The organism is Pedobacter terrae (assembly GCF_900100705.1).
In the GTDB taxonomy this organism is placed as follows: domain Bacteria; phylum Bacteroidota; class Bacteroidia; order Sphingobacteriales; family Sphingobacteriaceae; genus Pedobacter; species Pedobacter terrae.
The window spans coordinates 670,230-693,020 of record NZ_FNCH01000001.1 but is presented as its reverse complement, the minus strand read 5'-3'; the positions used below and the strand labels follow the sequence as shown (position 1 = coordinate 693,020).

General features: G+C 38.8%; 18 protein-coding genes. 7 read left to right on the top strand and 11 right to left on the bottom strand.

Annotation, left to right across the window (positions count from 1 at the left end; translation table 11 throughout):
• Positions 1–202: 202 nt before the first annotated feature.
• Positions 203–1,138 carry a tRNA epoxyqueuosine(34) reductase QueG gene (gene queG, locus BLR60_RS03000; RefSeq protein WP_090496574.1) on the bottom strand — a complete coding sequence of 312 codons (936 nt, stop codon included), beginning with the start codon at positions 1,136–1,138 and terminating at the stop codon, positions 203–205.
• A 136-nt stretch (positions 1,139–1,274) separates the two neighbouring features.
• Between queG and BLR60_RS02995 the strand changes: the two genes are divergently transcribed.
• The gene (locus BLR60_RS02995) at positions 1,275–1,481 is read left to right on the top strand and encodes a hypothetical protein (RefSeq protein ID WP_090496572.1); all 207 of its coding nucleotides are present in this window, start codon (positions 1,275–1,277) and stop codon (positions 1,479–1,481) included.
• Positions 1,482–1,542: 61 nt separating this feature from the next.
• Here the strand turns inward: BLR60_RS02995 and BLR60_RS02990 are convergent, their stop codons facing one another.
• The 4 genes from BLR60_RS02990 to pdxH form a co-directional block, all read right to left on the bottom strand.
• On the bottom strand, positions 1,543–3,051 hold the full coding sequence (locus BLR60_RS02990; protein WP_090496570.1) for a bifunctional GNAT family N-acetyltransferase/carbon-nitrogen hydrolase family protein: 1,509 nt from the start codon (positions 3,049–3,051) through the stop codon (positions 1,543–1,545).
• Between the two features lie 410 nt (positions 3,052–3,461).
• A complete protein-coding gene (gene ruvB / locus BLR60_RS02985; RefSeq protein ID WP_090496568.1) occupies positions 3,462–4,484 on the bottom strand; it encodes a Holliday junction branch migration DNA helicase RuvB in 1,023 nt (340 codons plus the stop codon).
• Between the two features lie 32 nt (positions 4,485–4,516).
• Positions 4,517–5,410: a 3-hydroxybutyryl-CoA dehydrogenase gene (locus BLR60_RS02980; RefSeq protein ID WP_090496566.1), complete on the bottom strand. Its 894-nt coding sequence runs from the start codon at positions 5,408–5,410 to the stop codon at positions 4,517–4,519.
• A gap of 93 nt (positions 5,411–5,503) precedes the next feature.
• The gene (gene pdxH / locus BLR60_RS02975; protein ID WP_090496564.1) at positions 5,504–6,154 is read right to left on the bottom strand and encodes a pyridoxamine 5'-phosphate oxidase; all 651 of its coding nucleotides are present in this window, start codon (positions 6,152–6,154) and stop codon (positions 5,504–5,506) included.
• Positions 6,155–6,200: 46 nt separating this feature from the next.
• Between pdxH and BLR60_RS02970 the strand changes: the two genes are divergently transcribed.
• Positions 6,201–6,764 carry a YqgE/AlgH family protein gene (locus tag BLR60_RS02970; RefSeq protein WP_090496724.1) on the top strand — a complete coding sequence of 188 codons (564 nt, stop codon included), beginning with the start codon at positions 6,201–6,203 and terminating at the stop codon, positions 6,762–6,764.
• A 68-nt stretch (positions 6,765–6,832) separates the two neighbouring features.
• On the opposite strand, the gene purE is transcribed toward BLR60_RS02970, so the two are convergent.
• Together purE and BLR60_RS02960 are read right to left on the bottom strand one after the other, a co-directional pair.
• Entirely contained in the window at positions 6,833–7,351 is a 519-nt protein-coding gene (gene purE, locus BLR60_RS02965) for a 5-(carboxyamino)imidazole ribonucleotide mutase (RefSeq protein ID WP_090496563.1), read from the bottom strand.
• A gap of 91 nt (positions 7,352–7,442) precedes the next feature.
• Positions 7,443–8,582: a 5-(carboxyamino)imidazole ribonucleotide synthase gene (locus tag BLR60_RS02960; protein WP_090496561.1), complete on the bottom strand. Its 1,140-nt coding sequence runs from the start codon at positions 8,580–8,582 to the stop codon at positions 7,443–7,445.
• A gap of 54 nt (positions 8,583–8,636) precedes the next feature.
• On the opposite strand from BLR60_RS02960, the gene BLR60_RS02955 reads away from it, so the two are divergent.
• Positions 8,637–9,827: a BaiN/RdsA family NAD(P)/FAD-dependent oxidoreductase gene (locus BLR60_RS02955; protein WP_090496560.1), complete on the top strand. Its 1,191-nt coding sequence runs from the start codon at positions 8,637–8,639 to the stop codon at positions 9,825–9,827.
• 47 nt (positions 9,828–9,874) lie between these two features.
• On the opposite strand, the gene BLR60_RS02950 is transcribed toward BLR60_RS02955, so the two are convergent.
• Positions 9,875–10,591, bottom strand: a complete 717-nt coding sequence (locus BLR60_RS02950; RefSeq protein WP_143009014.1) for a hypothetical protein — start codon at positions 10,589–10,591, stop codon at positions 9,875–9,877.
• A 241-nt stretch (positions 10,592–10,832) separates the two neighbouring features.
• Between BLR60_RS02950 and BLR60_RS02945 the strand changes: the two genes are divergently transcribed.
• Complete coding sequence (locus tag BLR60_RS02945) at positions 10,833–13,043, top strand: B12-binding domain-containing radical SAM protein (RefSeq protein ID WP_090496556.1); 2,211 nt, start codon at positions 10,833–10,835, stop codon at positions 13,041–13,043.
• Between the two features lie 218 nt (positions 13,044–13,261).
• Here the strand turns inward: BLR60_RS02945 and BLR60_RS24630 are convergent, their stop codons facing one another.
• The 3 genes from BLR60_RS24630 to BLR60_RS02935 all read right to left on the bottom strand — a co-directional run bounded on the left by BLR60_RS24630 (position 13,262) and on the right by BLR60_RS02935 (position 17,890).
• Positions 13,262–13,525: a hypothetical protein gene (locus tag BLR60_RS24630; RefSeq protein ID WP_143009013.1), complete on the bottom strand. Its 264-nt coding sequence runs from the start codon at positions 13,523–13,525 to the stop codon at positions 13,262–13,264.
• A 152-nt stretch (positions 13,526–13,677) separates the two neighbouring features.
• On the bottom strand, positions 13,678–16,905 hold the full coding sequence (locus BLR60_RS02940; protein WP_244155573.1) for an amidohydrolase family protein: 3,228 nt from the start codon (positions 16,903–16,905) through the stop codon (positions 13,678–13,680).
• Positions 16,906–16,921: 16 nt separating this feature from the next.
• Complete coding sequence (locus BLR60_RS02935) at positions 16,922–17,890, bottom strand: PDDEXK nuclease domain-containing protein (protein WP_090496554.1); 969 nt, start codon at positions 17,888–17,890, stop codon at positions 16,922–16,924.
• 115 nt (positions 17,891–18,005) lie between these two features.
• Between BLR60_RS02935 and BLR60_RS02930 the strand changes: the two genes are divergently transcribed.
• From BLR60_RS02930 to BLR60_RS02920, 3 genes are all read left to right on the top strand, one after another.
• Complete coding sequence (locus BLR60_RS02930; protein ID WP_090496553.1) at positions 18,006–19,904, top strand: RecQ family ATP-dependent DNA helicase; 1,899 nt, start codon at positions 18,006–18,008, stop codon at positions 19,902–19,904.
• Between the two features lie 153 nt (positions 19,905–20,057).
• Positions 20,058–21,365: an MFS transporter gene (locus tag BLR60_RS02925; RefSeq protein WP_090496551.1), complete on the top strand. Its 1,308-nt coding sequence runs from the start codon at positions 20,058–20,060 to the stop codon at positions 21,363–21,365.
• Between the two features lie 22 nt (positions 21,366–21,387).
• Positions 21,388–22,125 (top strand): (Fe-S)-binding protein, encoded by a 738-nt coding sequence (locus tag BLR60_RS02920; protein WP_090496549.1) that lies wholly within the window; start codon positions 21,388–21,390, stop codon positions 22,123–22,125.
• The last annotated feature ends 666 nt before the right edge of the window (positions 22,126–22,791 follow it).

Genomic DNA, 22,791 nt, shown 5'->3' with positions numbered 1-22,791 from the left:
CTGAATTTATTTCAGCATCTTAACTGCAAATAGACCCTGAAATAAATCCGATAGCTAGCTATCGGATCAAGGTGACGATCGGAAAATAAAATTGTTTGTAAAACAGCTCAGCAGATATTGTCAAATCAAACTTAGGTATACTAAGTGTTTTATGGAGACTTCCATTCTGATTTGTTTTAAGATCTTTAGAATAGCTTTTAGATTATTCACTTTTCAAAAAATCTATATTTCTTTTCAATCCAGTGAACTTGGTGCGCTTAACTGCTGATCCTTTAAAAACCTTTTTAAAAACATCATCCGTAATTTCCATCAGGTCTTTTGCATTTAAGTCCAGCAACCCATTCTCTGGCTTAAAGGCATCTTCATTGTGCGTTTTAGCGAAACGATTCCATGGGCAAACGTCCTGGCAGATATCACAGCCGAACATCCAGTTGCTCATTTTATCTTTAAACGCATTAGGGATTTCATTTTTAAGTTCAATAGTAAGATAGGAGATACATTTCGATCCGTCTACAACCTGTGGTGCAATAATGGCATCAGTAGGGCAGGCATCTAAGCAGCGGGTGCAGCTTCCACAATAATCGGCCTGATAAGGATGATCGTAATCCAGTTCAAGGTCAACGATCAATTCCGCAAGAAAGAAAAACGAACCGTCCGTTTTGCTAATCAGGTTGGAATTTTTTCCGATCCAACCAATTCCCGATTTTTTAGCCCAGGCACGGTCTAAAACCGGAGCAGAATCTACAAATGCCCTTCCAGAAACTTCTCCGATATTTTCTTCAATAAAATGGGTGAGTTCTTTTAATTTTTCTTTAATTACCGTGTGGTAATCCTGTCCGTAAGCATACTTGGAAATTTTAGGCGCGTTTGGATCCGACTGTTTTTCTTCTGTGTAATAGTTTAATGATAAGGAAATTACCGATTTGGCTCCATCAACCAGTAATCGGGGATCAAGGCGTTTATCGAAATAATTTTCCATATATTTCATTTCACCGTGTCGGTTTTGATTGAGCCAGTTTTCCAGACGGGGCGCCTCCTCTTCAAGAAATTCGGCTTTAGCAATACCGCAGGACAAGAAGCCCAAACGGAAGGCTTCTTCTTTAATTAGCTGGCTATATTTTACATGATTGTTATACACCGATTTGCAAAGATAAGGCTTAGGATTTAAAACATTTTTATTAATCGCTTGTTCTACATGCAGAAACTAAATTAATTAATTATGGTTCGCCTGATTGGTGTAACAACTAGAAAGGGAGAGCTTTTAGCAAATTGCTATGGAAAATATAGATCCACAACATACGGAATCAGGAGCAGCTCCGAAACCGATAGAAAAAGATTATGAAAATCATAAAGAAGATCCGGGACCAGCAAAACCTGCGGTTACAGAAAAAGACGAGAATGGAGCAGGGCAGGCGTTGAAATGGGTGATCCCAATAGCTATAATTGTTGGCCTGATTATCTGGTTTGTGATGAGAAAATAATTAGCTTTAGATTAAAATGAAATGCCGGTACATGAAGTTGACCGGCATTTTTTTATAGTGCTTATTTTAAAAGTTTAACCTGGTAAAGATCTTTGCGTCTATCTTTTAGCACCTTTACCGTTCCATAATGATGCAGTTCGTCTAATAAATGGAGATCCACATCTACCACCAATACCATCTCTGTATTCGGTGTCGCTTCTGCTTTAATGGCATTAGTTGGAAAAGCAAAATCAGAAGGGGTAAAAACTGCTGACTGGGCAAATTGAATATCCATATTATTTACCTTCGGTAAGTTGCCCACACAGCCGGCAATGGCCACATAACACTCGTTTTCTATTGCCCTTGCCTGCGCGCAATGACGAACTCGTGTATAACCGTTTTGGGTATCGGTTAAAAAGGGTACAAATAAAATCTGCATGCCTTGCTCGGCATAAATACGGCTCAATTCAGGGAATTCTACATCATAACAAATCAAAATACCGACTTTACCACAATCGGTATCAAAAACCTGCACTTTATCGCCACCAATCATGCCATAATATTTTTGCTCATTTGGCGTAATATGAATTTTCCTGTATTCATCTATTTTACCGGTACGGTGGCAAAGGTAAGTGGCATTGTATAATTTGCCGTCTTCAATGAGCGGCATACTACCAGTAATAATATTGGTGTTGTAGCTTAACGAATATTCGTGCATTTTCTGTACAATCTCTCCCGTTTTTTCAGCAAGCTTACGCATGGCCTCAATTTCTGGCAAGTGATTATATGGTTGGAGCAGCGGTGTGTTAAATAACTCAGGGAACATCACGAAATCTGATTTGTAACCACTCAAAGCATCTACAAAAAATTCTACCTGTTCGTAAAATGCTTCCATATTTGGGAACAAACGCATTTCCCATTGCACCAAACCTAAACGGATGGTCATGGCCGAACGAGCCGAAGCATCAATACCCTGGTAATAAATGTTATTCCATTCAATTAAGGTGGCATATTCTTTTGATTCTTTATCGCCTGGCAGGTAATTTTTTAATACCTTCCTAACGTGAAAATCATTTGAGATCTGAAAAGTAAGTGTGGGATCATAAATTTCTTTAGCCTTTACCTTATCTATGTATTGCCTCGGACTCAACTTTTCGGCATATTGATGATAACCGGGAATTCGTCCGCCGGCAATAATGCTTTTGAGGTTAAGGCTTTCGCAGAGTTCTTTCCTGGCTTCGTACAGTCTTCGTCCTAAGCGCAAACCACGATATTCGGGGTGAACAAAAATTTCGATGCCGTAAAGTGTATCGCCATTGGGATCGTGTGTGGTAAAAGAATAATCACCAGTGATCAATTTATAAGTATGCCGGTCGCCGTATTCATCATATTCCACAATAATAGCCAATGAACAGGCTACTACTTTATCATCAACAGCAATACAAAGCTGCCCTTCAGGGAAAATATTTATAAGTTTTGCGATGCTGGATTTTGGCCAGATGGAACCACCCATACTGTCGTAGGCCTGTAACATTGATTCTTTAAGATCTGCGTAATCTTCGAGCGTTAGTTTACGTAATTCAATATTCATAATTAATGTTTGATTTCTATGTTATGAACACCAAAAGGGCTTAAATGTTCAAATGGATTATATATTTTTCAAAGTGGCGTCACTCTGAGGGATAATTTATTTTATAAAAATCAATATGAGTGACAGAAATTTTATTAGATAATATTCCTCAAGCAATCGTCATTCCCAACTTGATCCGATGGCTATAGGATGGGAATCTTAAAGCGCTTGCATTAAGATTCCCGCCTGCGCGGGAATGACGTTTAATTTTTAGTATGTTCGTCTGGTATGGTCGTCATCTCGACCGCAGTGGAGAGATCTTTGAGTTCAGTTCAATAGATTTCTCCCCGCCTGTACGGGCTGTCCGCACAGGCCGGCATTCCGCTGCAATCCGGTCGAAATGACGACCGAGCTGGAGAAGCGCAAGACTGTTAAAACAACTTTCCCGTTTGGCCAGGGAAATTTTTCTTTAAGTGCTTGTAAGCAGCTTCGGTAACTTCCCGTCCGCGGGAAGTACGCATAATATAACCTTCCTGAATTAAAAATGGTTCATATACTTCTTCAATCGTGCCTTCATCTTCTCCAACAGCTGTTGCAATGGTTTTTAAACCTACCGGACCACCTTTAAACTTATCTATGATCGTAACCAGAATCTTATTATCCATCTCGTCCAGCCCATGTTCGTCTACGTTTAAAGCGTTTAATGCATATCTGGCGATTTCGGTGTCGATCGTTCCATTTCCTTTAATCTGTGCAAAATCTCTCGTTCTGCGTAAAAGAGCATTGGCTATACGGGGTGTACCACGGCTACGGCGGGCAATTTCATAAGCACCTTCATCGCTGATTGGCGTTTTTAATATATCTGAAGATCGGAGTACAATGGTAGTGAGCAGTTTAGCATCATAGTAAGCTAAACGTGCATTAATTCCGAAACGGGCTCTTAAAGGAGCTGTTAACAATCCGGAACGCGTAGTGGCGCCAACCAATGTAAAAGGATTAAGCGATATCTGTACGGAACGTGCATTCGGGCCAGTTTCGAGCATGATATCAATTTTGAAATCTTCCATGGCCGAATACAGATATTCTTCTACAAGCGGAGATAAACGGTGGATCTCATCAATAAAAAGAATATCGCCTTCATCCAGGCCGGTTAATAAACCAGCCAGATCCCCTGGTTTATCCAATACCGGACCAGAGGTTACTTTGATACCAGTTGCCATTTCATTGGCGATGATATGAGAAAGCGTGGTTTTACCTAATCCCGGAGGACCATGTAATAGAACATGGTCTAACGCTTCACCACGAAGTTTTGCCGCCTGAACAAAAATCTTCAGGTTTTCCATCACTTTTTCCTGTCCGGTAAAATCTTCAAAAGCCTGCGGCCTTAAAACCCTTTCAATATCGCGATCGGTAGGGGTCAGGTTGCTTGCTTCAGGATCCAGGTGTTCATTCATAACCGCAAATATAAAATTAAATGCTAAAAAAATTAGGATTTCTTAAATTTATCAGAAACAATAAGATCTTTTGATCCTGAAGTGTATTGATAAAAACCTTCACCCGTTTTAGCACCTTTTTTACCTGCGGCCACCATATTAACTAGTAGTGGACAAGGCGCATATTTAGGATTGCCAAAACCATCATGTAATACTTTCAGTATAGCCAGACAAACATCCAATCCAATAAAATCGGCCAATTGCAAAGGCCCCATAGGGTGCGCCATTCCGAGTTTCATTACGGTATCAATTTCATGCACACCGGCAACACCTTCATATAAAGTATAAATGGCCTCGTTGATCATAGGCATTAAAATACGGTTAGCCACGAAACCCGGATAATCATTTACCTCAACAGGAACTTTCTCCAAACTTTGAGAAAGTGACATAATGGTACTGGTCGTTTCGTCACTGGTGGCATAACCTCTTATTACTTCTACTAACTTCATCACCGGAACCGGATTCATAAAGTGCATGCCGATCACTTGTTCACCTCTGCCGGTTACAGCAGCAATTTGTGTAATGGAAATAGAAGAAGTATTGGAGGCCAGAATTGCATGTGCAGGCGCATATTCATCTAAATCCTTAAAAATCTTTAGCTTTAAGTCTACATTCTCCGTAGCAGCTTCCACAATTAAATCGGCATTTTGAACACCGTCTTTTATGGAAGTATAGGTAGTAATATTATTTAAGGAGGCAGCTTTCTGCTCTTCTGTTAAGGTACCTTTGGCAACCTGTCTATCCAAATTTTTGGTAATGGTTTGTATGGCTTTATCCAATGCGGCTTGATTGATATCAATCAGGTTAACCTTATAACTAAATTGTGCAAAGGTATGAGCAATGCCATTTCCCATGGTGCCAGATCCTATAACTGCGATTTGTTTCATCCTTTAAAGATTAGAAAAAGAGAATTTACGAATAAACGATTAGTTAATAAAGATCTTGCTGTAAGCTGATCTATTTGATTTTTATAAATCACCTTATGGTGCCAACCTGGTTTTTGTCCAGTTTCCTTTTATCAGTTCAAAGTTTATCCTATCGTGCAACCGGCTTCTTCTGCCTTGCCAAAATTCTATTCTTGTTGGTTTAACAATATAACCGCCCCAATGCGCTGGTTTAGCAACACCTTTGTCGGCACTTTTAGCCTTAAGTTCTTCAACTTTTTCTTCCAAAAATGTTCTGTTCGGAATAATCTGGCTTTGCGGCGAAACTACAGCGCCAATCTGGCTGGCAATTGGTCTGGTATTGAAATAAGCTTCCGAAGTTTCTTTATCTAATTTTTCTACAGTTCCTTCAATTCTTACCTGTCTTTCCAATTCAGGCCAGAAGAATACCAAAGCTGCATAAGGGTTGCGTTTTAGTTCTTTCCCTTTTGCACTCAGGTAATTAGTAAAAAACCTAAATCCATCTCCATCAACACCTTTTAATAAGACAATGCGGGCATCTGGACGGCCAGCTTTATCGGCTGTGGCCAAAGTCATTACATTAGGTTCATATATCTGGGCATCAACCGCGTGTTGAAACCACTTTTGAAACTGGACAATTGGATCTTGATCCACGTCAGATTCGTCTAGCGAAGCGCTTTTGTAATCTTGGCGCAGGTTTTGTAGAAATTCATTTGTAACTTGCATTTAACAAAAATAGGCATCTTTTACGGTGTAACAAATGATTATCATCATGCTGAACAATATAAAACCAAAAACCGGCCGTTTGCTCATCTCAGAACCTTTTATGGCCGATCCTAATTTTAAGAGAGCTGTTGTATTATTAACCGAACATGGTGATGAAGGAACTGTAGGTTATATTCTTAACCAGGTAGGAAACCTGGTATTGAACGATGTAATACCCGATTTGTGGGATGCCAAAAATTACATCTATTTCGGCGGTCCAGTTGCTGCCGATACTTTACATTTTATACACAGGTGTTATGACAAGCTACAAAGTGGCGAACCCATTGGCGATGGTTTATACTGGGGCGGAAATTTCGAAACCCTTAAGATCCTGATCAATACCAATGCGATACGAGCGGATGAAGTAAAATTTTTTATGGGTTATTCGGGCTGGGATCAGGGGCAGTTGGACCGCGAATTGGAACAAAATGCCTGGATGGTAAGTGATATTTTTAATGCGGACCTTATTTTTAGTAACGATGATGACAAACTTTGGCGCGATGTAATTATGAATTTAGGCCCAAAGTATGCACATATCAGTAATTTTCCGGTAGATCCAAGTCTTAACTAGTGTGGAGTTGGGTGTTTAGAGTTTTGAGTTAATACTATTGCTCCAAACGCCCAACTTGCGACTCCAAACTAAATACTATCAGCACTTTCTTCAACTTTTCTTCTCAGTTCATCTTTATAAGCCTGCATTTTAACTGTTAAAGATTCATCAGCCGTTGCTAAAATTTGCGCAGCTAATAAGCCTGCATTTTTAGCCGCGTTTAAGGCTACTGTTGCAACCGGAATACCATTTGGCATTTGTAGAATAGATAAAATACTATCCCAACCATCTATGGAGTTTGATGATTTAACCGGAACACCGATTACGGGTAAAGTAGTAATAGAAGCCACCATTCCAGGTAAATGAGCAGCACCACCAGCTCCTGCAATAATCACCTTTAAGCCACGTTTGTGTGCTTCTTTAGCGTAATTAAACATACGTTCTGGTGTTCTGTGTGCAGAAACAACCGTAATCTCATAGTTTATTCCAAATTCTTTTAATACATCGGCGGCATCTTGCATCACAGGTAAATCTGATTTGCTCCCCATTATAATTCCAACTAATGCCCCTAAATCCCCTGAAGGGGACTTTGAATTTCCAACGTTCATATATGTCGTTTAATCTTATATTTATTTGTCCTTTAAGCTTTTTTGTATTACCACCCTGCTATTAATTCCCCGTTCAGGGGGCTAGGGGGGCTTAGGCAATTACCTTTAATGTTTTTTGCACAAACCGTGCTTTTTCAATGGCTTTTTCCCTGTCGATATCAACAATGGTTACATGGCCCATTTTACGAAAAGGTTTAGTGTACTTTTTGCCATATAAATGAACATAAATGCCATCAATGCTAAGTACTTTTTCCAGATTTTCGTATTTGGCAACACCGTCAAAACCTTTTTCTCCAAGCAGGTTGATCATAATGGCATTGGTTATGCTGCCCGTATTGCCAAGTGGCAGGTTATAAATGGAGCGTAAATGTTGTTCGAATTGAGAAACATAGTTGCCCTCAATCGTCTGGTGACCGCTATTGTGCGGACGGGGAGCTACCTCATTAACCAATAACTCGCCATCTCTGCAAACAAACATCTCCACCGCTAAAATTCCGGTAATATTCATTGCGGAAGCGATGTTCTTGGCGATGTTTTCTGCTTTTTGTTGCAAACTTTCAGCAAAAGTTGAGGGCGAAATCAGAAACTCAACTAAATTAGCTTCCGGATTAAATTCCATTTCTACCATTGGGAAAGTTTTTACATCGCCATTGGCATTGCGTGCCACAATTACAGCCACTTCTTTTTCAAAATCGACCAGTTTTTCAACAATGCAGGGTGCGTCGAAAGCTTTGTCCAGATCGGCAGCACTATTGATTTTCATTACTCCTTTGCCATCATAACCATCCTTACGCAGCTTTAAAATATATGGAAAAGGGATATTGCAGTTTTCCATATCTTCCTTTGTATTTACAATCTGGAAAGGAGAGGTGGGAATATCATTTTCTTTAAAAAACTGTTTTTGTACACCTTTATCCTGAATTAAACGGATTACCCTCGACTGTGGAAATACTTTTTTGCCTTCTTTCTCGAGCTGCTCAAGTGCCTCAATATTTACCTTTTCAATTTCTATCGTGATGATATCAGCTTTCTTCCCGAAGTTGTAAACGGTATCAAAATCGGTAATTGAGCCGTTTTCGAAGTAATTGGAAATATGTTTACAGGGAGCATCAGGATCCGGGTCTAAAACCAATGTAGTTACATTGTAGTTAATAGCTTGTTGAATGAGCATTCTGCCCAATTGTCCGCCGCCTAAAATACCTAATTTTAATTCGCTAATCTGTTTTGCCATGCCCTTGAAAATAATGCTACTTTTGTGCAAAAGTAACCATAATAAATTTTATTGATGAATGCTGATGCAATAATTATTGGGGCAGGTGCCTGCGGATTGATGTGTGCGGTGCAAGCAGGCTATTTAGGCAAGAAAGTAATTTTGCTGGAGAAAAAGGAAAAGCCTGGCGCCAAAATTTTAATTTCAGGGGGAGGTCGTTGTAACTACACCAACCAACATGCATCAGCTGAGCAATTTATATCGGCCAACCCGCATTTTGTGAAGTCAGCTTTTACTCAATGGACGGTAGACGATACCATTAGTTTTTTCGAAACCTATGGTATTGAAGGCAAAGAAAAAACTTTAGGGCAATTATTTCCTGATGATAAAAATGCAAAAGATGTGGTGCAGGTTTTCACTTCTATTTGTGAAGATTTTGGACAGGAAATCCGATGTAGTGCCGATGTAAAGGATATTGAAATATTGCCTGGAGGCTTTACAGTAAGTTATGAGAAAAACGGCAAAACCGTTGTTTTAACTGCCGAAAAACTGGTAATTACAACAGGAGGATTACCTATTCCAAAAATGGGTGCTACCGATTTTGCTTTACGTTTTGCCAGCAAACACAATCTTAAAATTATTGAAACAGCACCTGCCTTGGTTCCGCTAACCATTACCGGAAAAGATGAAGAGTGGTTTGCACAGCTTTCGGGCAACAGCGTTTTTTGCGAAGTAAGTAACGACGAAATTTCGTTTGAAGAAAATATTCTGTTTACCCATTGGGGATTGAGCGGTCCGGCTATTTTGCAGATTTCGTCCTTTTGGAGAAAAGGTGAGACGGTTAATTTAAATTTGCTACCACATCAAAGTATCGTCTCGTTACTGGATGTAGAAAGAAAAACGAATGGCAAAACTTTGTTGTCTACATTATTAAACCGGATTTATACTAAGAAATTTACTGATGCATTGGGCAAATTTTTACCGCTAAATAAACCGGTTGCCGCGCTTACAAATGCAGACATTTACTTAATTGAACAAACGATCCACCATTTTAAAGTTAAACCTGCGGGCGATAAAGGTTATGATAAAGCCGAAGTAATGCGGGGCGGAATCGATACCAGCGAAATATCTTCTAAAACTTTGGAATGTAAAAAGATTCCGAACCTGTTTTTTGGTGGCGAATGTTTAGACGTAACGGGCTGGCTTGGAGGTTATAATTTTCAATGGGCCTGGGCCAGTGGTTTTGTAATTGCACAGAATATTTAATGATTATTAAACCTATCAAGTTTCAAAAACCTGATAGGTTTGGTCCGCTACAAATAAACATTCGGCATAATTTCCCATGCCCATGGCTTTTTAAAGGTTTTAAAGGTTCTGAGCTGCGAAAAATATAATACTTCACTTGTTCTTCGGTTAGCAATATCCCTTCGGTGCAGATTACCAACAGTGGTAAATAATTCACGGGTTTTAAAATCATAAACCCTTTCAGTCATATCGCCGGTATTTTGATTAAAGTAAAGATTGATGGCGCTCGTTAAAAACCAATCTTTGTTTTCAAATTTAAAGGTATAACCCAATTCCCAGCGCCACTCTGATCCGCCTTTAAAGCGGAGATAAAGCTGTTGATCTTTGATCGCCATCTGCTGCAGCGGATCGCCCAGTTTACCTCCTTCTTCAGAACGTAAAATAAAATCATTATTCTGCGTAGATAATTTTAAAGCACCTGTTAATTTATCTTTAAAAAAGATGGCCAGGATCCTGGGTTTCTGCGTTTCTTTTATAATATCGGTATTATTATCGCCATATACTCTTGTTTCATCGATTGGCTTATTATACTCAAAAACCACTGCCAAGTCATCTGAAGCATCGTTATTTAAATCGCCATATACCCGGTTTATAATGGTCCAGTCTGGTGGGGTAAGCTGTTCAACAGAAGAACCTTGTGTTTTAATTTTAGGGAAGACAAATGTTTTTTGTGCAAAGCTAAATTGCGCACAGAGCATTATGATGTAAAAACAAAAAACTTTCATTCAGGCAGAAAAGGTATTGATATAAGGATAGAACGTCTGGATTGATATTTTAGTTTAATTGAATCATATCAGCAACTCGTCATGCTGAATTATTTCATTAACTTCTAACTTTTTGGGGTCACTCCACTTCTTGGTTGGCCTCTTTTTTTAAAAAATAGACCCTGAAATAAATCCGATTTCTATCGGATCAGGGTGACGACTGTATAAAAATTCCCGTATTTTTGCAGAAAAACAATTTCTTTTGAAAACCGAAATATTTGCCATTACGCCGCCTTTTACCCAACTGAATACTCCATATCCGGCAACGGCGTATATAAAGGGTTTTCTGAATACCAAAGGTATAACCGCTACTCAGGCTGATTTGGGCATTGAGGTGATTTTAGAGTTGTTTTCTAAAAAAGGATTACAAGATTTATTCCATTATACTGAACAGGTTGCAGGAGATCAAAAACCCATAAGTGACAATGCCAAACGTATTTTTGCTTTACAGGATGAATATCTAAAAACCATCAACGCGGTAATCGCTTTTCTACAAGGCAAAAATCCGACCTTGGCTTTACAGATCTGTAGCGATATTTTTTTGCCCCAGGCTTCACGTTTTTCGCAATTAGAAGAATTAGATTGGGCTTTTGGTGCCATGGGTACACAGGATAAAGCCAAACATTTGGCCACGCTTTATCTCGAAGACCTATCTGATTATATTGTTGAACGTATTGATGAAAATTTTGGCTTTAGCCGTTATGCTGAACGTTTGGGCAGAAGCGCAAATTCTTTTGATGAGTTATATACAGCCTTATCAAAAGAACCAACTTATATCGATCGGATCTTAATCTCAGTTTTAAAAGATAAAATTGAAACGATTCAACCTAAATTATTTTTAATTTCTGTTCCATTTCCGGGCAATTTATATAGTTCTTTTCGCTGTGCACAATGGATAAAGGCGAACTATCCTGAAATCAAAGTTTCTATGGGTGGCGGTTTTCCCAATACCGAATTAAGATCTTTATCTGATGCGCGTGTTTTTGAATTTTTTGATTTCATCACGCTGGATGACGGTGAGCTTCCGATCGAATTGTTATATCATAATATCATACACCCTATCCCGGCAGAGGCACACTTTTATAAACGAACTTTTCTGCTTGAAAATGGTAAAGTAGTTTACCGCAATGATGCTTTCCGAAATGATTATAAACAAGCGGATGTAGGTACACCGGATTATACCGGCCTACTGTTAGATAAATACATTTCGGTAATTGAAATTGTTAACCCAATGCACCGCATGTGGAGTGATGGACGTTGGAACAAACTGACCATGGCACATGGTTGTTATTGGGGTAAGTGTACCTTTTGCGATATTTCACTGGATTACATTAAAGTTTATGAACCTGTTGCAGCCAGGTTAATTGTTGACCGCATTGAAGATTTATATGCCAAAACAGGTCAAAATGGGTTTCATTTTGTAGATGAGGCGGCCCCACCAGCACTAATGCGCGAAGTGGCGCTTGAAATTATCAGAAGAAAATTAGCGGTTACCTGGTGGACTAATATCAGGTTTGAGAAAAGTTTTACACAGGATTTGTGTTTGTTATTAAAGGCATCTGGTTGTATTGCAGTTTCAGGCGGACTGGAAGTCGCTTCTGATCGATTGTTAAAACTGATTGATAAAGGTGTAACGGTAGAACAAGTGGCCAAAGTTACCCGTAACTTTACTGATGCGGGAATTATGGTACATGCGTATTTAATGTATGGCTATCCTACGCAAACCATACAAGAAACGGTGGATAGCTTAGAAATGGTGCGACAGTTATTTGAAGTAGGCATATTACAATCTGGCTTTTGGCACCAGTTTGCCATGACAGCGCATAGCCCGGTGGGGATGTACCCCGAAAAATTCGGCGTAGTTAAAGATACGGAGGTCATCGGATCTTTTGCCAATAACGACATTAATTATACTGATAAAACCGGGATTGATCATCATAAATTCAGTTTTGGTTTAAAAAAATCACTTTTCAATTTTATGCATGGGATCTGCTTTGATTACGACCTGCAAGATTGGTTCGATTTTAAGATTCCAAGAACAAAAATTCCTGCTGACTTTATTGAAAAAGCATTAAATGACGGCGCTCAGTTTAGTACTAAACCAACTGCGAAAGTAGTATGGATAGGAGGGAAGCCATCCTCAGCATATTTTACAAAATCGAAAAAAGGAAATACCTGGGAAATGGCCGCAATTACTTTTCATGATAAAAAGGAGACGTTTACCGTTCAGACGAATAAAAAAGAAGGCGAATGGTTAACGGCCATTTTAGGTAAAATTTCGATCTCTAATGAAAAGGTATATACTTTTCAAGAAATTAAAACCGATTTTGAATCAGAATTGGAAAATTTTGAACTTTTCTGGTATTCGAAACCGATCAAGACCTTAAGAGAATACGGGTTGTTGGTGCTATAATTTGCTTAGGCTCTTTCCAAACAAGCGCAACCTTATGTTCTATTGTCCCTGCGCTATATTGCTTTTTTTTATTTGCTTTGCCTAACTCGATCGTCATGCTGAATTTATTTCAGCATCTTTCCAGTTATTAGACCCTGAAATGAATTCAGGGTGACGCCCGCTTGTAAATAAGTTTAGAAAGGACTGTAAGCACAAATCATAAATTAAAGCACAGATTATTACATCTTCATTTTAAAATGCGTGAGAAAATAGATAATACAAATGAGTATAATCGAATTTACGATCAGTAATAACCAGGATATAACGGATTTCCGGTCTTTCATCACTGCTATAAAAGCAGTGATATAGGCCATGGCGATCAGTGCTAAAAACAAGTTTACGGTCTGGATACCCAAGATATAATACCCGCTGTAAGAGAAAACCGCTATACTTAAGAGTAAGAATATAATGGATGCTATAGTGTAGAGCTTGTTCGGCTTCATGTGTTAAAAAAGATTTATTAACGTAATATAATATCTCATGCAGATAACGATTCATTCGTTTATTATTTGACTAGATAATCAAAAAGCGATCATTTAATCTGATATGTATCTTATATTCCTTAGATGCTTAGGCACTGTGACATTTTTTTTTATTAATCACAATGCGGAACCGTAAACGTCCAGGTTTCAGATTCTCCATTTGGAATAATGTAGCCATTTCCTTTCGCATTCTCAAACCACAATTTACCCCTTAACTTTTCCCTGGTTCCTACTTCATTTAAGGTGGCACTATCATAAAGGCGGCCATTGATCATTACATATTTGATTTTTTCAGAGTTGCGGATGTCATCTAAAGGATTAGCGTCCATAACAACCATATCAGCCAGTTTACCCACTTCTAATGAACCGATTTCTTTATTCATACCCAAATAATCTGCACCATTTAAAGTTGCAGCTCTTATGGCCTGCAGCGGACTAAAGCCACCTTGAACCAACATCCAAAGCTCCCAATGCGCTCCCAAACCCTGAATCTGCCCATGCGCACCAAGGTTAACCTTAGTACCGCCATCAGCAATTTGCCTGGTGGCTTTCGCAACCTCAATGTGGTTGTAATCACTGTACTCAGAAGTGGTTCTGCGTCTTGCGCGTGCATCAATAATTGAACGGGGTGTGTAAGTCATTAATTTTTCGTTTTCCCAAACATTGGTCCTGTCATACCAATAATTTTCGCCCCATTGGCCACCATAAGCCACAATTAAAGTAGGGGTATAGCCTACTTCTGTATTGTTCCAAAGGGAAGTCACATCTTTATACACTGGCAAAACTGGAATACTATGTTCAATGCCGGTGTGCCCATCTGCAACCATGTTCATGTTGGTAAAAAATGTGGAACCACCTTCAGGTACAACTTCCATTTTAAGCTGACGGGCTGCCTCTAAAATCTGTTGACGCTGCTCTCTGCGTGGTTGATTGTATGATTTAACTGAAAATGCACCTACCGCCTTTAAACGGCGTAGGTTAGCCAATGCATCATCCAAACTGTTAATCACCACTTTAAAATCGCCATCTGCACCATATAAAATAGATCCTGTAGAATAAACCCTTGGGCCAACCATTCTGCCTGCCTTGAGCATTTCACTTTGGCTAAAAACCATTTCGGTATTGCTCGATGGATCGTGTGAAGTGGTTACACCAAAAGCCAGGTTAGCCATATAACTCCAATCGCTCTGTGGCGTTATTCCATCCGGACTAGTACGGAGGTGGGCATGGACATCAACTATGCCCGGCATAATCGTTTTACCATTAACATCAATTACTTTGGCATTGGCCGGAATGCTTACTGCATCTGTTTTACCTATTGCCATAATTTTATTTCCATCGGTAATGATGGTCCCGTTTTCAATCACTTCATCGCCTTTCATTGAAATAATCCTCGCACCTTTTAATGCAACTGTTCCGGTAGGGACGTCAGATTTTAATGTTAAGTTAATGTCTACCGCCGAAGCTTCGGTTTTAGGCGTAGTTCCATCAAAATTAAAGGCACTATTTACATCGATGGTATAATATTTTGGGCCTAAGGTCCAGTGCAGACTTTTGCTATCCGCGCTCCATTGAATATATGTTCCGCCATCAGTAGTTACTTTTGTAACCGGAATAGCGTTGTTTCCCGCAGATGCATCCTGTGCTGTTCCGATATTGATCATCGGTGTGATGTAAACGTTAAATAATTCATTAAATGCCAGCCACTTATTATCTGGACTAATCACAAACTGATTCGCATATTGAGAAGTAAAATGAGTTTTTTCGTTTGCCCCGTTCAGGTCGATGCTTTTCAGTGCTTTTTTACCATCAGCATAACTCTGGAAATAAATGCGGGTATCAGTATTATTAAACTGAGGGCGGATGCCATTATCCGAAATCAAAGTTTTAGCGCCCCCACTGGCAGGCATGATAAAAATACCCGTACCCCTGCCAAAGTTATAGCCTAAAACATCGTTTCCACTTCCTTTTCTGAAAACAATTTTATCTCCTTTAGTAGAATATTGTGGCGAATAATAAAACCCTTTTTCATCGGTTAGCATAATAGTTTTTCCCGATTTTACATCTGTACGTTTGATTGCTCCACGCAATTCATCGTTCCAGGTAGTGTAAACAACGTATTTTCCATCGGGACTAAAGGCAGGTTCAAATTCAAAATCCAGTCCGTTGGTTAACCTTTCTGGTTTTCCTACTGGCAATTCCTGTTTGTACAAGTATCCTGCTGCATTAAAAATAACTATTTTTCCATCGGGCGAGGTAGTTAACTGCCTTAACATTTTTGAAGAAAATTCATTACTGAAAACCTGCTGCTCAAAATGTAAGGATTTTTGTACGGTTTGGATGGTATTGGCCTGAAAGGGTATGATGGTGTTGATCAACGTACCAATTTCTATTTTTCTGATTTTTCCTTTCGCATAGAAAATGATGCTTTTACTATCCGGCGTCCAGGCGAAATTAGGATAAACCCCAAAAATGGCCCATGTTTCCTGCTGATCATGCGATAAATCTTCATTTATTGGCCACTCTTCTCCTGTTTTAAGGTTCTGCACATATAAGGTAGACTTTAACCTTACGCGTTTTACAAAAGCCATTAAATTTCCGTCAGGAGAAACCTGCGGGCGACAAGCACCGCCCTGTTCATCAATCAACGTATTTAATTTACCTGTTGTTAAATCTAGTTGACGAATGGCATAAATGGTTCCGTTAGGGTCTTTACTGTATTCGAAATTAGGTCCCGGACTCACATCTTCACTAAAGTAAACATAACGGCCATCTGGCGAAACATTTGGCTCGCCTGCATCTTGCTGATCATTTTTTCGTTTAGTTAACTGCAGGCCATCACCACCATTTATGCTATACATCCACATTTCGCCTGCGCCTAGCGAACGGCTTGCTGTAAAATGCTTACGCGCAATAATATACTCACTATTTGGCATCCAGGTGGCATTGTTCAATAACCTAAAGCTTTCTTTGGTAATTTGTTTTTTACCAGAACCATCCCGGTTCATGATCCAGATGTTATCTCCACCACTTTTATCGCTGGTGTAAGAAATGTATTTTCCGTTAGGGCTAAAGCGTGGCTGAACATCCCAGGCAATACCACCACTAATTAATTTGGCAACACCACCTGTAATTGGCATTACGTAAATATCGCCCAGTAAATCAAAAGCGATCTCCTGTCCGTCGGCACTTACATCCAGGTTCATCCAGGTGCCTTCATCTGTATTTAAGGTAAAGTTTTTCGTGGTGCCCTGGTATTTTTCAACATCCCATTTTTTTTCCTGGGCATGAGCACTGAAAAATAATAAGGAAAGAGCAGATAGAAAATAAAGGTGTTTCATTATGAGGATTGGATGGTTATTTGAACAATTCGTGTATTTTTTTTTGAAGTATTTTCTTATCGGGTAGTTGTGTTTTATATTCGGATACCAAAGTAGGGGAGAGACTTCGGCTCAATGCATATTCTACCACCTCGTTATCTTTATCTTTACAGAGAAGAATACCAATACTTGGATTTTCATTCGGCTTTTTAACATCTCTATCTAAGGCTTCTAGATAGAAATTTAACTGACCTAAATGTTCAGGCTTAAATTTATCTACCTTTAATTCAAAGGCGACTAAGCATTGTAAACCCCGGTGATAAAAAAGTAAATCAATATAAAAATCGCTATTGCCAACCTGTATTTTATATTCTTCACTAATAAACAAAAAGTCTTTTCCGAGTTCAAGAATGAAATCTCTCATTTCTAAAACTAAATTTTTCTGTAGATCGTTTTCGCTGTGAGGTTCGGAAAGATTAAGGAATTCAAATACATACGTATCTTTGAATATAGTTTCAATCTCGTTTTGTAAAACTCTCACCACTGGTGAGAGTTTTGTATTTCCCATTATAGATCTCTCGTAATGACTAGCAGATATCTGCCTTTCAAGCTCTCTTTTACTATATTTTTCTTTTAGACAAAGTTTTAAATAGAATTCTTTTTCCTCAATTGATCTTAACCTGGAAAGAATGATCAGGTTGTGAGTCCAGCTAATTTCTCTCAGCAGCGTTGAGAGTTTTGGGTAATCTTTATAACTTTCATAAAACTGTTTCATTCGCCAAAGATTTTTATCAGAGAAGCCCTTTAAATCGGGTTCATTCTTTGATAAAAATGCTGCTAACTGTCTTACAACAGATTGTCCCCATTCGGCATTTTTAACTTTGTTGTGTATATACTCACCTATATTCCAGTATAAATTTATTAATGTATAGTTAACAGTTTTCAATGCCGCTGCCCTAGCATTTTTAATTAAGCTGACAATATCTTCAAACTGCGTGTCTAACATTTAATCCTTCTTATTTAGCAAAGTTAATAATCTTTTCTATAGATGATTTTTTCAATTTCCAACAATAATAGGTGGCGATTTTGGATTAAATGTATAGTTTTGATATCGCCGATTTATGACAGCAATAGAGATTTTACAAAAATACTGGGGGCACCAGGCTTTCAGACCTTTACAGGAAGAGATTATTGCTTCGGTTTTAGATGGCAAAGATACTTTAGCGCTCTTACCAACAGGTGGTGGTAAATCAATCTGTTTTCAGGTACCTGCACTTGTAAAAGAAGGAATCTGCATTGTGGTTTCTCCGTTGATTGCTTTGATGAAAGATCAGGTGGAGAACCTAAAATCGAAAGGTATCGAAGCCATTGCCATTTATGCCGGCATGGGTAAACGCGAAATCGACATCTTGCTAGATAACTGTATTTACGGAAAAATTAAGTTTCTTTATTTATCTCCCGAGCGTTTATTGTCTGATTTAGTGCAGGTTCGTATTTCCTATATGAATGTGAACCTGATAGCGGTAGATGAGGCACATTGTATTTCGCAATGGGGTTATGATTTTCGTCCACCATACCTACAATTATCCAAACTGCGCGAAATCTTGCCAAATATCCCGGTTTTAGCGCTTACTGCAACAGCTACCGAATTTGTGCGTAAAGATATTGTTGCGAAACTTGAAATGAAAGACCCGCAGGTTTTTGTAAAAAGTTTTGCCAGGGATAATTTAAGTTATGTGGTTTTCGGTAATGAAGATAAATATAAAAAGCTCATTGATATTTGCAAAAATGTTAAGGGCACTGGTCTAGTGTATGTTCGCAACCGCCGTGAAACTGCAGAAGTGTCAAATTTTATTAACCGAAATGGGATTAAAGCCGATTTTTATCATGCCGGCTTAGAACGTGATGTACGCTTTTTAAAGCAGGAAGAATGGAAGAATAACAAAACCCGGGTTATGGTGGCTACCAATGCTTTTGGGATGGGTATAGATAAGGCTGATGTTCGTTTTGTAGTGCATTTGGATTTACCTGAAAGTTTAGAAGCCTACTACCAGGAGGCTGGCAGGGCAGGGCGCGATGAAAAAAGAAGTTATGCGGTTTTATTGGCCAATCAATCCGATATCATGAGCTTAGAATCGCGATATTTAGACAGTTTTCCTTCTCCGGATGAAATCAGAAAAACCTATCATTACCTGGGCAATTATTTTCAATTGGCATTTGGCGCCGGTGAGGGCTTGACCTTTGCTTTTGATATCGCTGATTTTTGTAAACGATTTAATGTTAGTGTTTTAAAAACAATTTCTGCGCTTAAGTTTCTCGAGCATGATGGCTATCTTACTTTTTCAGAAAGTGTATTTTTACCTTCAAGAATAATGTTTATCGCCAGTCATGAGGATATTTATCGTTTTCAGATCGAAAATAAAGCTTATGATGGCATTATCAAGACCATTTTGCGCTCTTATGGAGGTGCTTTTGACGGTTTTGTTAAAATTAACGAGGCAGATTTAGCCAAGAGAACAGGCTTGTCTTATAAAGACATTATCGCGCTGCTGGATAAATTACAAACAATTGAGTTGCTTACCTATATCCAGCAAACAGATCAGCCACAGTTACAATATATTAGACCAAGGGTAGATATGGATCATTTTGATCTGGATGTAAAATACCTGGAGCTGAGAAAGGAAATTCTACACAAACAGATCAATGCCGTGGTAAGCTATGCTTCGTCTAATTTGTGCCGAAGCATACAGTTGCTTCATTACTTTGATGAGCACCATGCTACAAAGTGTGGCGTTTGCGACGTTTGCCTGGCTGAAAAAAGAGACGAAAACCATCATTCGCTACGTGAAGAAATAGATTATGAAATTATTTCTTTACTTCAGCAACAGCCTTTGAGTCTCGATGATTTGGTTACCCATATTAAAAATGGTACTGAAGGGGAAAGAATTGATACCATTAGAGAATTATTAGATGCCGGTAAGATTAAAACAGATGGGAAGAAGTATTATCTTGAGATGTGAGATGTGAGATGTGAGATGTGAGATGTGAGATGTGAGATGTGAGATGTGAGAAAAATGCCGCTCAAGTTAGCAATAAAATATTAGTTTTGTAATGAACTATTTAATGCTTGCAATCAAACAGCCAGTATAACCTTCCGCGAAGCGAAAAAACAAATGATAACAAAAAACAACAAGAAAACCATCCGTTCGTGGGCATTTTTCGATTGGGCAAACTCTGCCTATAACCTCGTCATCACTTCTACCATTTTCCCAGCGTATTATACCATTATCACCACCACTAAAGAACATGGTGATAAAGTAGATTTTTTTGGGAGAACCTTTGTAAACACCTCACTTTCTAATTATGCCTTATCGTTTGCGTATCTGGTGATGGCTTTTGTTTTGCCCATACTCTCCTCAATAGCAGATAGAAGAGGCAATAAAAAATCGTTCATGAAATTCTTTACCTATATGGGCGGGGCGGCATGTATCGGTTTATACTTTTTTAAATTAGATACCCTTGAAATGAGCATCATTTTGTTTGCTTTGGCAGCAATGGGTTATATTGGCGGTGTATTGTTCAGCAACTCGTATCTGCCAGAAATAGCAAGCGAAGAACATCAGGACCGTGTAAGTGCGCAGGGTTTTTCATATGGATATATCGGTTCAGTGATCCTTCAGCTCATCTGTTTTTTATTTGTGTTAAAGCCTGAATGGTTTGGCATTGCTGATGCTTCTTTCCCGCCAAGGTTATCATTTTTATTGGTTGGGCTATGGTGGATCGGTTTTTCACAGATTCCTTTTTCGGTACTTCACGATGGAACGCCACAACATGACAAGGTAAAAACCAATATTTTTAAAGACGGCTTTAGCGAACTATCAAAAGTTTGGACGCAGGTAAAAGAAATGAAAGTATTAAAAGGATTTTTAGTTTCTTACTTTTTCTACTCCATGGGCGTACAAACCATCATGCTTGCTGCTGCTGGCTTCGCAGAAAAGACTTTGAAATTAGGCACTGCTAAACTTATTGCCGTGATATTGATTATTCAATTGGTCGCCATTCCCGGAGCCATGCTGATGTCGTTTCTCGCAAAAAAAACTGGGAATATAAACGTGCTGATTATGGTTGTTTTGTTATGGATAGGCTGCTGTGTTTATGGTTACTACATTACAAACGAATATCAATTTTATTCACTGGCGGCAATTGTAGGGCTTATTATGGGCGGAATTCAGTCTTTATCACGTTCCACCTATTCTAAGTACCTTCCAGTTGATACAAAAGATACCACTTCATTTTTTAGTTTTTACGACGTAACCGAAAAACTGGCCATTGTAATCGGCCTTTTTAGTTTTGCATATATTGAAGATTTAACGGGAAATATTCGCTATTCCATTATTGCTTTGGCATCATTTTTTATGGTAGGATTAATCTTTTTGGTAATCTTAAGGAAAATCGAACGCAAAGAACCAGCAAAATTGTAAGTTTGCAGTCGTAAAGAATATGATGAAAGTAGAATTATTTGTGCCTTGTTTTGTAGATCAACTTTATCCTGAAACGGCTTTTAATACTTTAAGGTTATTAGAAAAATCGGGATGCGAGGTAAGCTACAATTCAAAACAAACCTGTTGTGGCCAACCGGCTTACAATGCTGGGTATTGGGATGAAGCTAAAGAAGTGGGCACGAAGTTTCTGAATGATTTTACCGAAAATACTTATGTTGTAGCACCATCAGCGTCATGTGTAGGAATGGTAAAAGGTGGATTTAATGATCTTTTTACCAATACCATTGTACATAACAAATGCCGTAGTTTGCAATCAAACATATGGGAGTTGTCCGATTTTCTGGTGAATGTGGCTAAAAAAGATTATTTCGGTGCAGAGCTGGAAGGTAAAGCGGTGTATCATGATTCGTGCAGTGCTTTGCGCGAATGTAAAATCAAGGATGAGCCCCGTCAGCTCTTGTCTAAAGTTCATGGTTTGGAAATGATTGAAATGGAGGATAACGATATGTGCTGTGGTTTTGGTGGGACATTTGCCGTTAAATTCGATGCCATTTCATCGGCCATGGCCGAGCAGAAAGTAAATCATGCCCTGGCGCAAGGTGCTGATTATATCATTTCTACTGATTTATCTTGTCTGTTACACTTGCAAGGCTATATCGATAAAAATAATCATCCAATCAAAACCATGCACATTGCCGATGTATTGTGTAACGGCTGGCTGGAGAGTACCGAATATTAACTTAACCCCGAAGGTTTTATTGTCTCCATGGTCTGTGTCCTCACAGGCCGTCATTCGTCAAGTTTTTTGGCAAAGAATCACTGTTTTAGGTTAAATAAACCTGACCGTCGGCGTTATCCCGATTTAAAGATCAATTTTAAAATAATGAGGTGTATTTAATCGGGATTAAGCAGAGGGCAGGACTATCGCAACCGAAGAACCACTACAATTGCTTTCCAAAAAAATGTAAAAATTAAATTACATCTGTCTAAAAACAGCTTACTTAGCCAATCCAGGTATTGATTTTTGTTTCCATGGTCTGTGTTCTCACAGGCCATCATTCGTTAAGTTTTTGGCAAAGAACCACTGTTATAGGTTAACTAAACCTGACCGTCAGCGTTATCCCGATTTAAAGATCAATTTTAAAATAATGAGGTGTATTTAATCGGGATTAAGCAGAGGGCAGGACTATCGCAACCGAAGAACCACTGCAATTGCTTTCCAAAAAAATGTAAAAATTAAATTACGTCTGTCTTAAAACAGCTTGCTTAGCCAATCCAGGTATTGATTTTGTTTCCATTGTCTGTGTCCTCACAGGCCGTCATTCGTTAAGTTTTTTGGCAAAGAATCACTGTTTTAGGTTAAATAAACCTGACCGTCAGCGTTATCCCGATTTAAAGATCAATT

Excerpts from the sequence above, each read along its gene's own strand:
- BLR60_RS02960 (WP_090496561.1), bottom strand. The coding sequence starts at position 8,582 with ATGGCAAAACAGATTAGCGAATTAAAATTAGGTATTTTAGGCGGCGGA.
- BLR60_RS02995 (WP_090496572.1), top strand. The coding sequence starts at position 1,275 with ATGGAAAATATAGATCCACAACATACGGAATCAGGAGCAGCTCCGAAA.
- BLR60_RS02970 (WP_090496724.1), top strand. The coding sequence starts at position 6,201 with ATGCTGAACAATATAAAACCAAAAACCGGCCGTTTGCTCATCTCAGAA.
- BLR60_RS02935 (WP_090496554.1), bottom strand. The coding sequence starts at position 17,890 with ATGTTAGACACGCAGTTTGAAGATATTGTCAGCTTAATTAAAAATGCT.
- purE (WP_090496563.1), bottom strand. The coding sequence starts at position 7,351 with ATGAACGTTGGAAATTCAAAGTCCCCTTCAGGGGATTTAGGGGCATTA.
- BLR60_RS02990 (WP_090496570.1), bottom strand. The coding sequence starts at position 3,051 with ATGAATATTGAATTACGTAAACTAACGCTCGAAGATTACGCAGATCTT.
- BLR60_RS02955 (WP_090496560.1), top strand. The coding sequence starts at position 8,637 with ATGAATGCTGATGCAATAATTATTGGGGCAGGTGCCTGCGGATTGATG.
- BLR60_RS02980 (WP_090496566.1), bottom strand. The coding sequence starts at position 5,410 with ATGAAACAAATCGCAGTTATAGGATCTGGCACCATGGGAAATGGCATT.
- pdxH (WP_090496564.1), bottom strand. The coding sequence starts at position 6,154 with ATGCAAGTTACAAATGAATTTCTACAAAACCTGCGCCAAGATTACAAA.
- BLR60_RS02925 (WP_090496551.1), top strand. The coding sequence starts at position 20,058 with ATGATAACAAAAAACAACAAGAAAACCATCCGTTCGTGGGCATTTTTC.
- BLR60_RS02940 (WP_244155573.1), bottom strand. The coding sequence starts at position 16,905 with ATGAAACACCTTTATTTTCTATCTGCTCTTTCCTTATTATTTTTCAGT.
- ruvB (WP_090496568.1), bottom strand. The coding sequence starts at position 4,484 with ATGAATGAACACCTGGATCCTGAAGCAAGCAACCTGACCCCTACCGAT.
- BLR60_RS02930 (WP_090496553.1), top strand. The coding sequence starts at position 18,006 with ATGACAGCAATAGAGATTTTACAAAAATACTGGGGGCACCAGGCTTTC.
- BLR60_RS24630 (WP_143009013.1), bottom strand. The coding sequence starts at position 13,525 with ATGAAGCCGAACAAGCTCTACACTATAGCATCCATTATATTCTTACTC.
- BLR60_RS02950 (WP_143009014.1), bottom strand. The coding sequence starts at position 10,591 with ATGAAAGTTTTTTGTTTTTACATCATAATGCTCTGTGCGCAATTTAGC.
- BLR60_RS02920 (WP_090496549.1), top strand. The coding sequence starts at position 21,388 with ATGAAAGTAGAATTATTTGTGCCTTGTTTTGTAGATCAACTTTATCCT.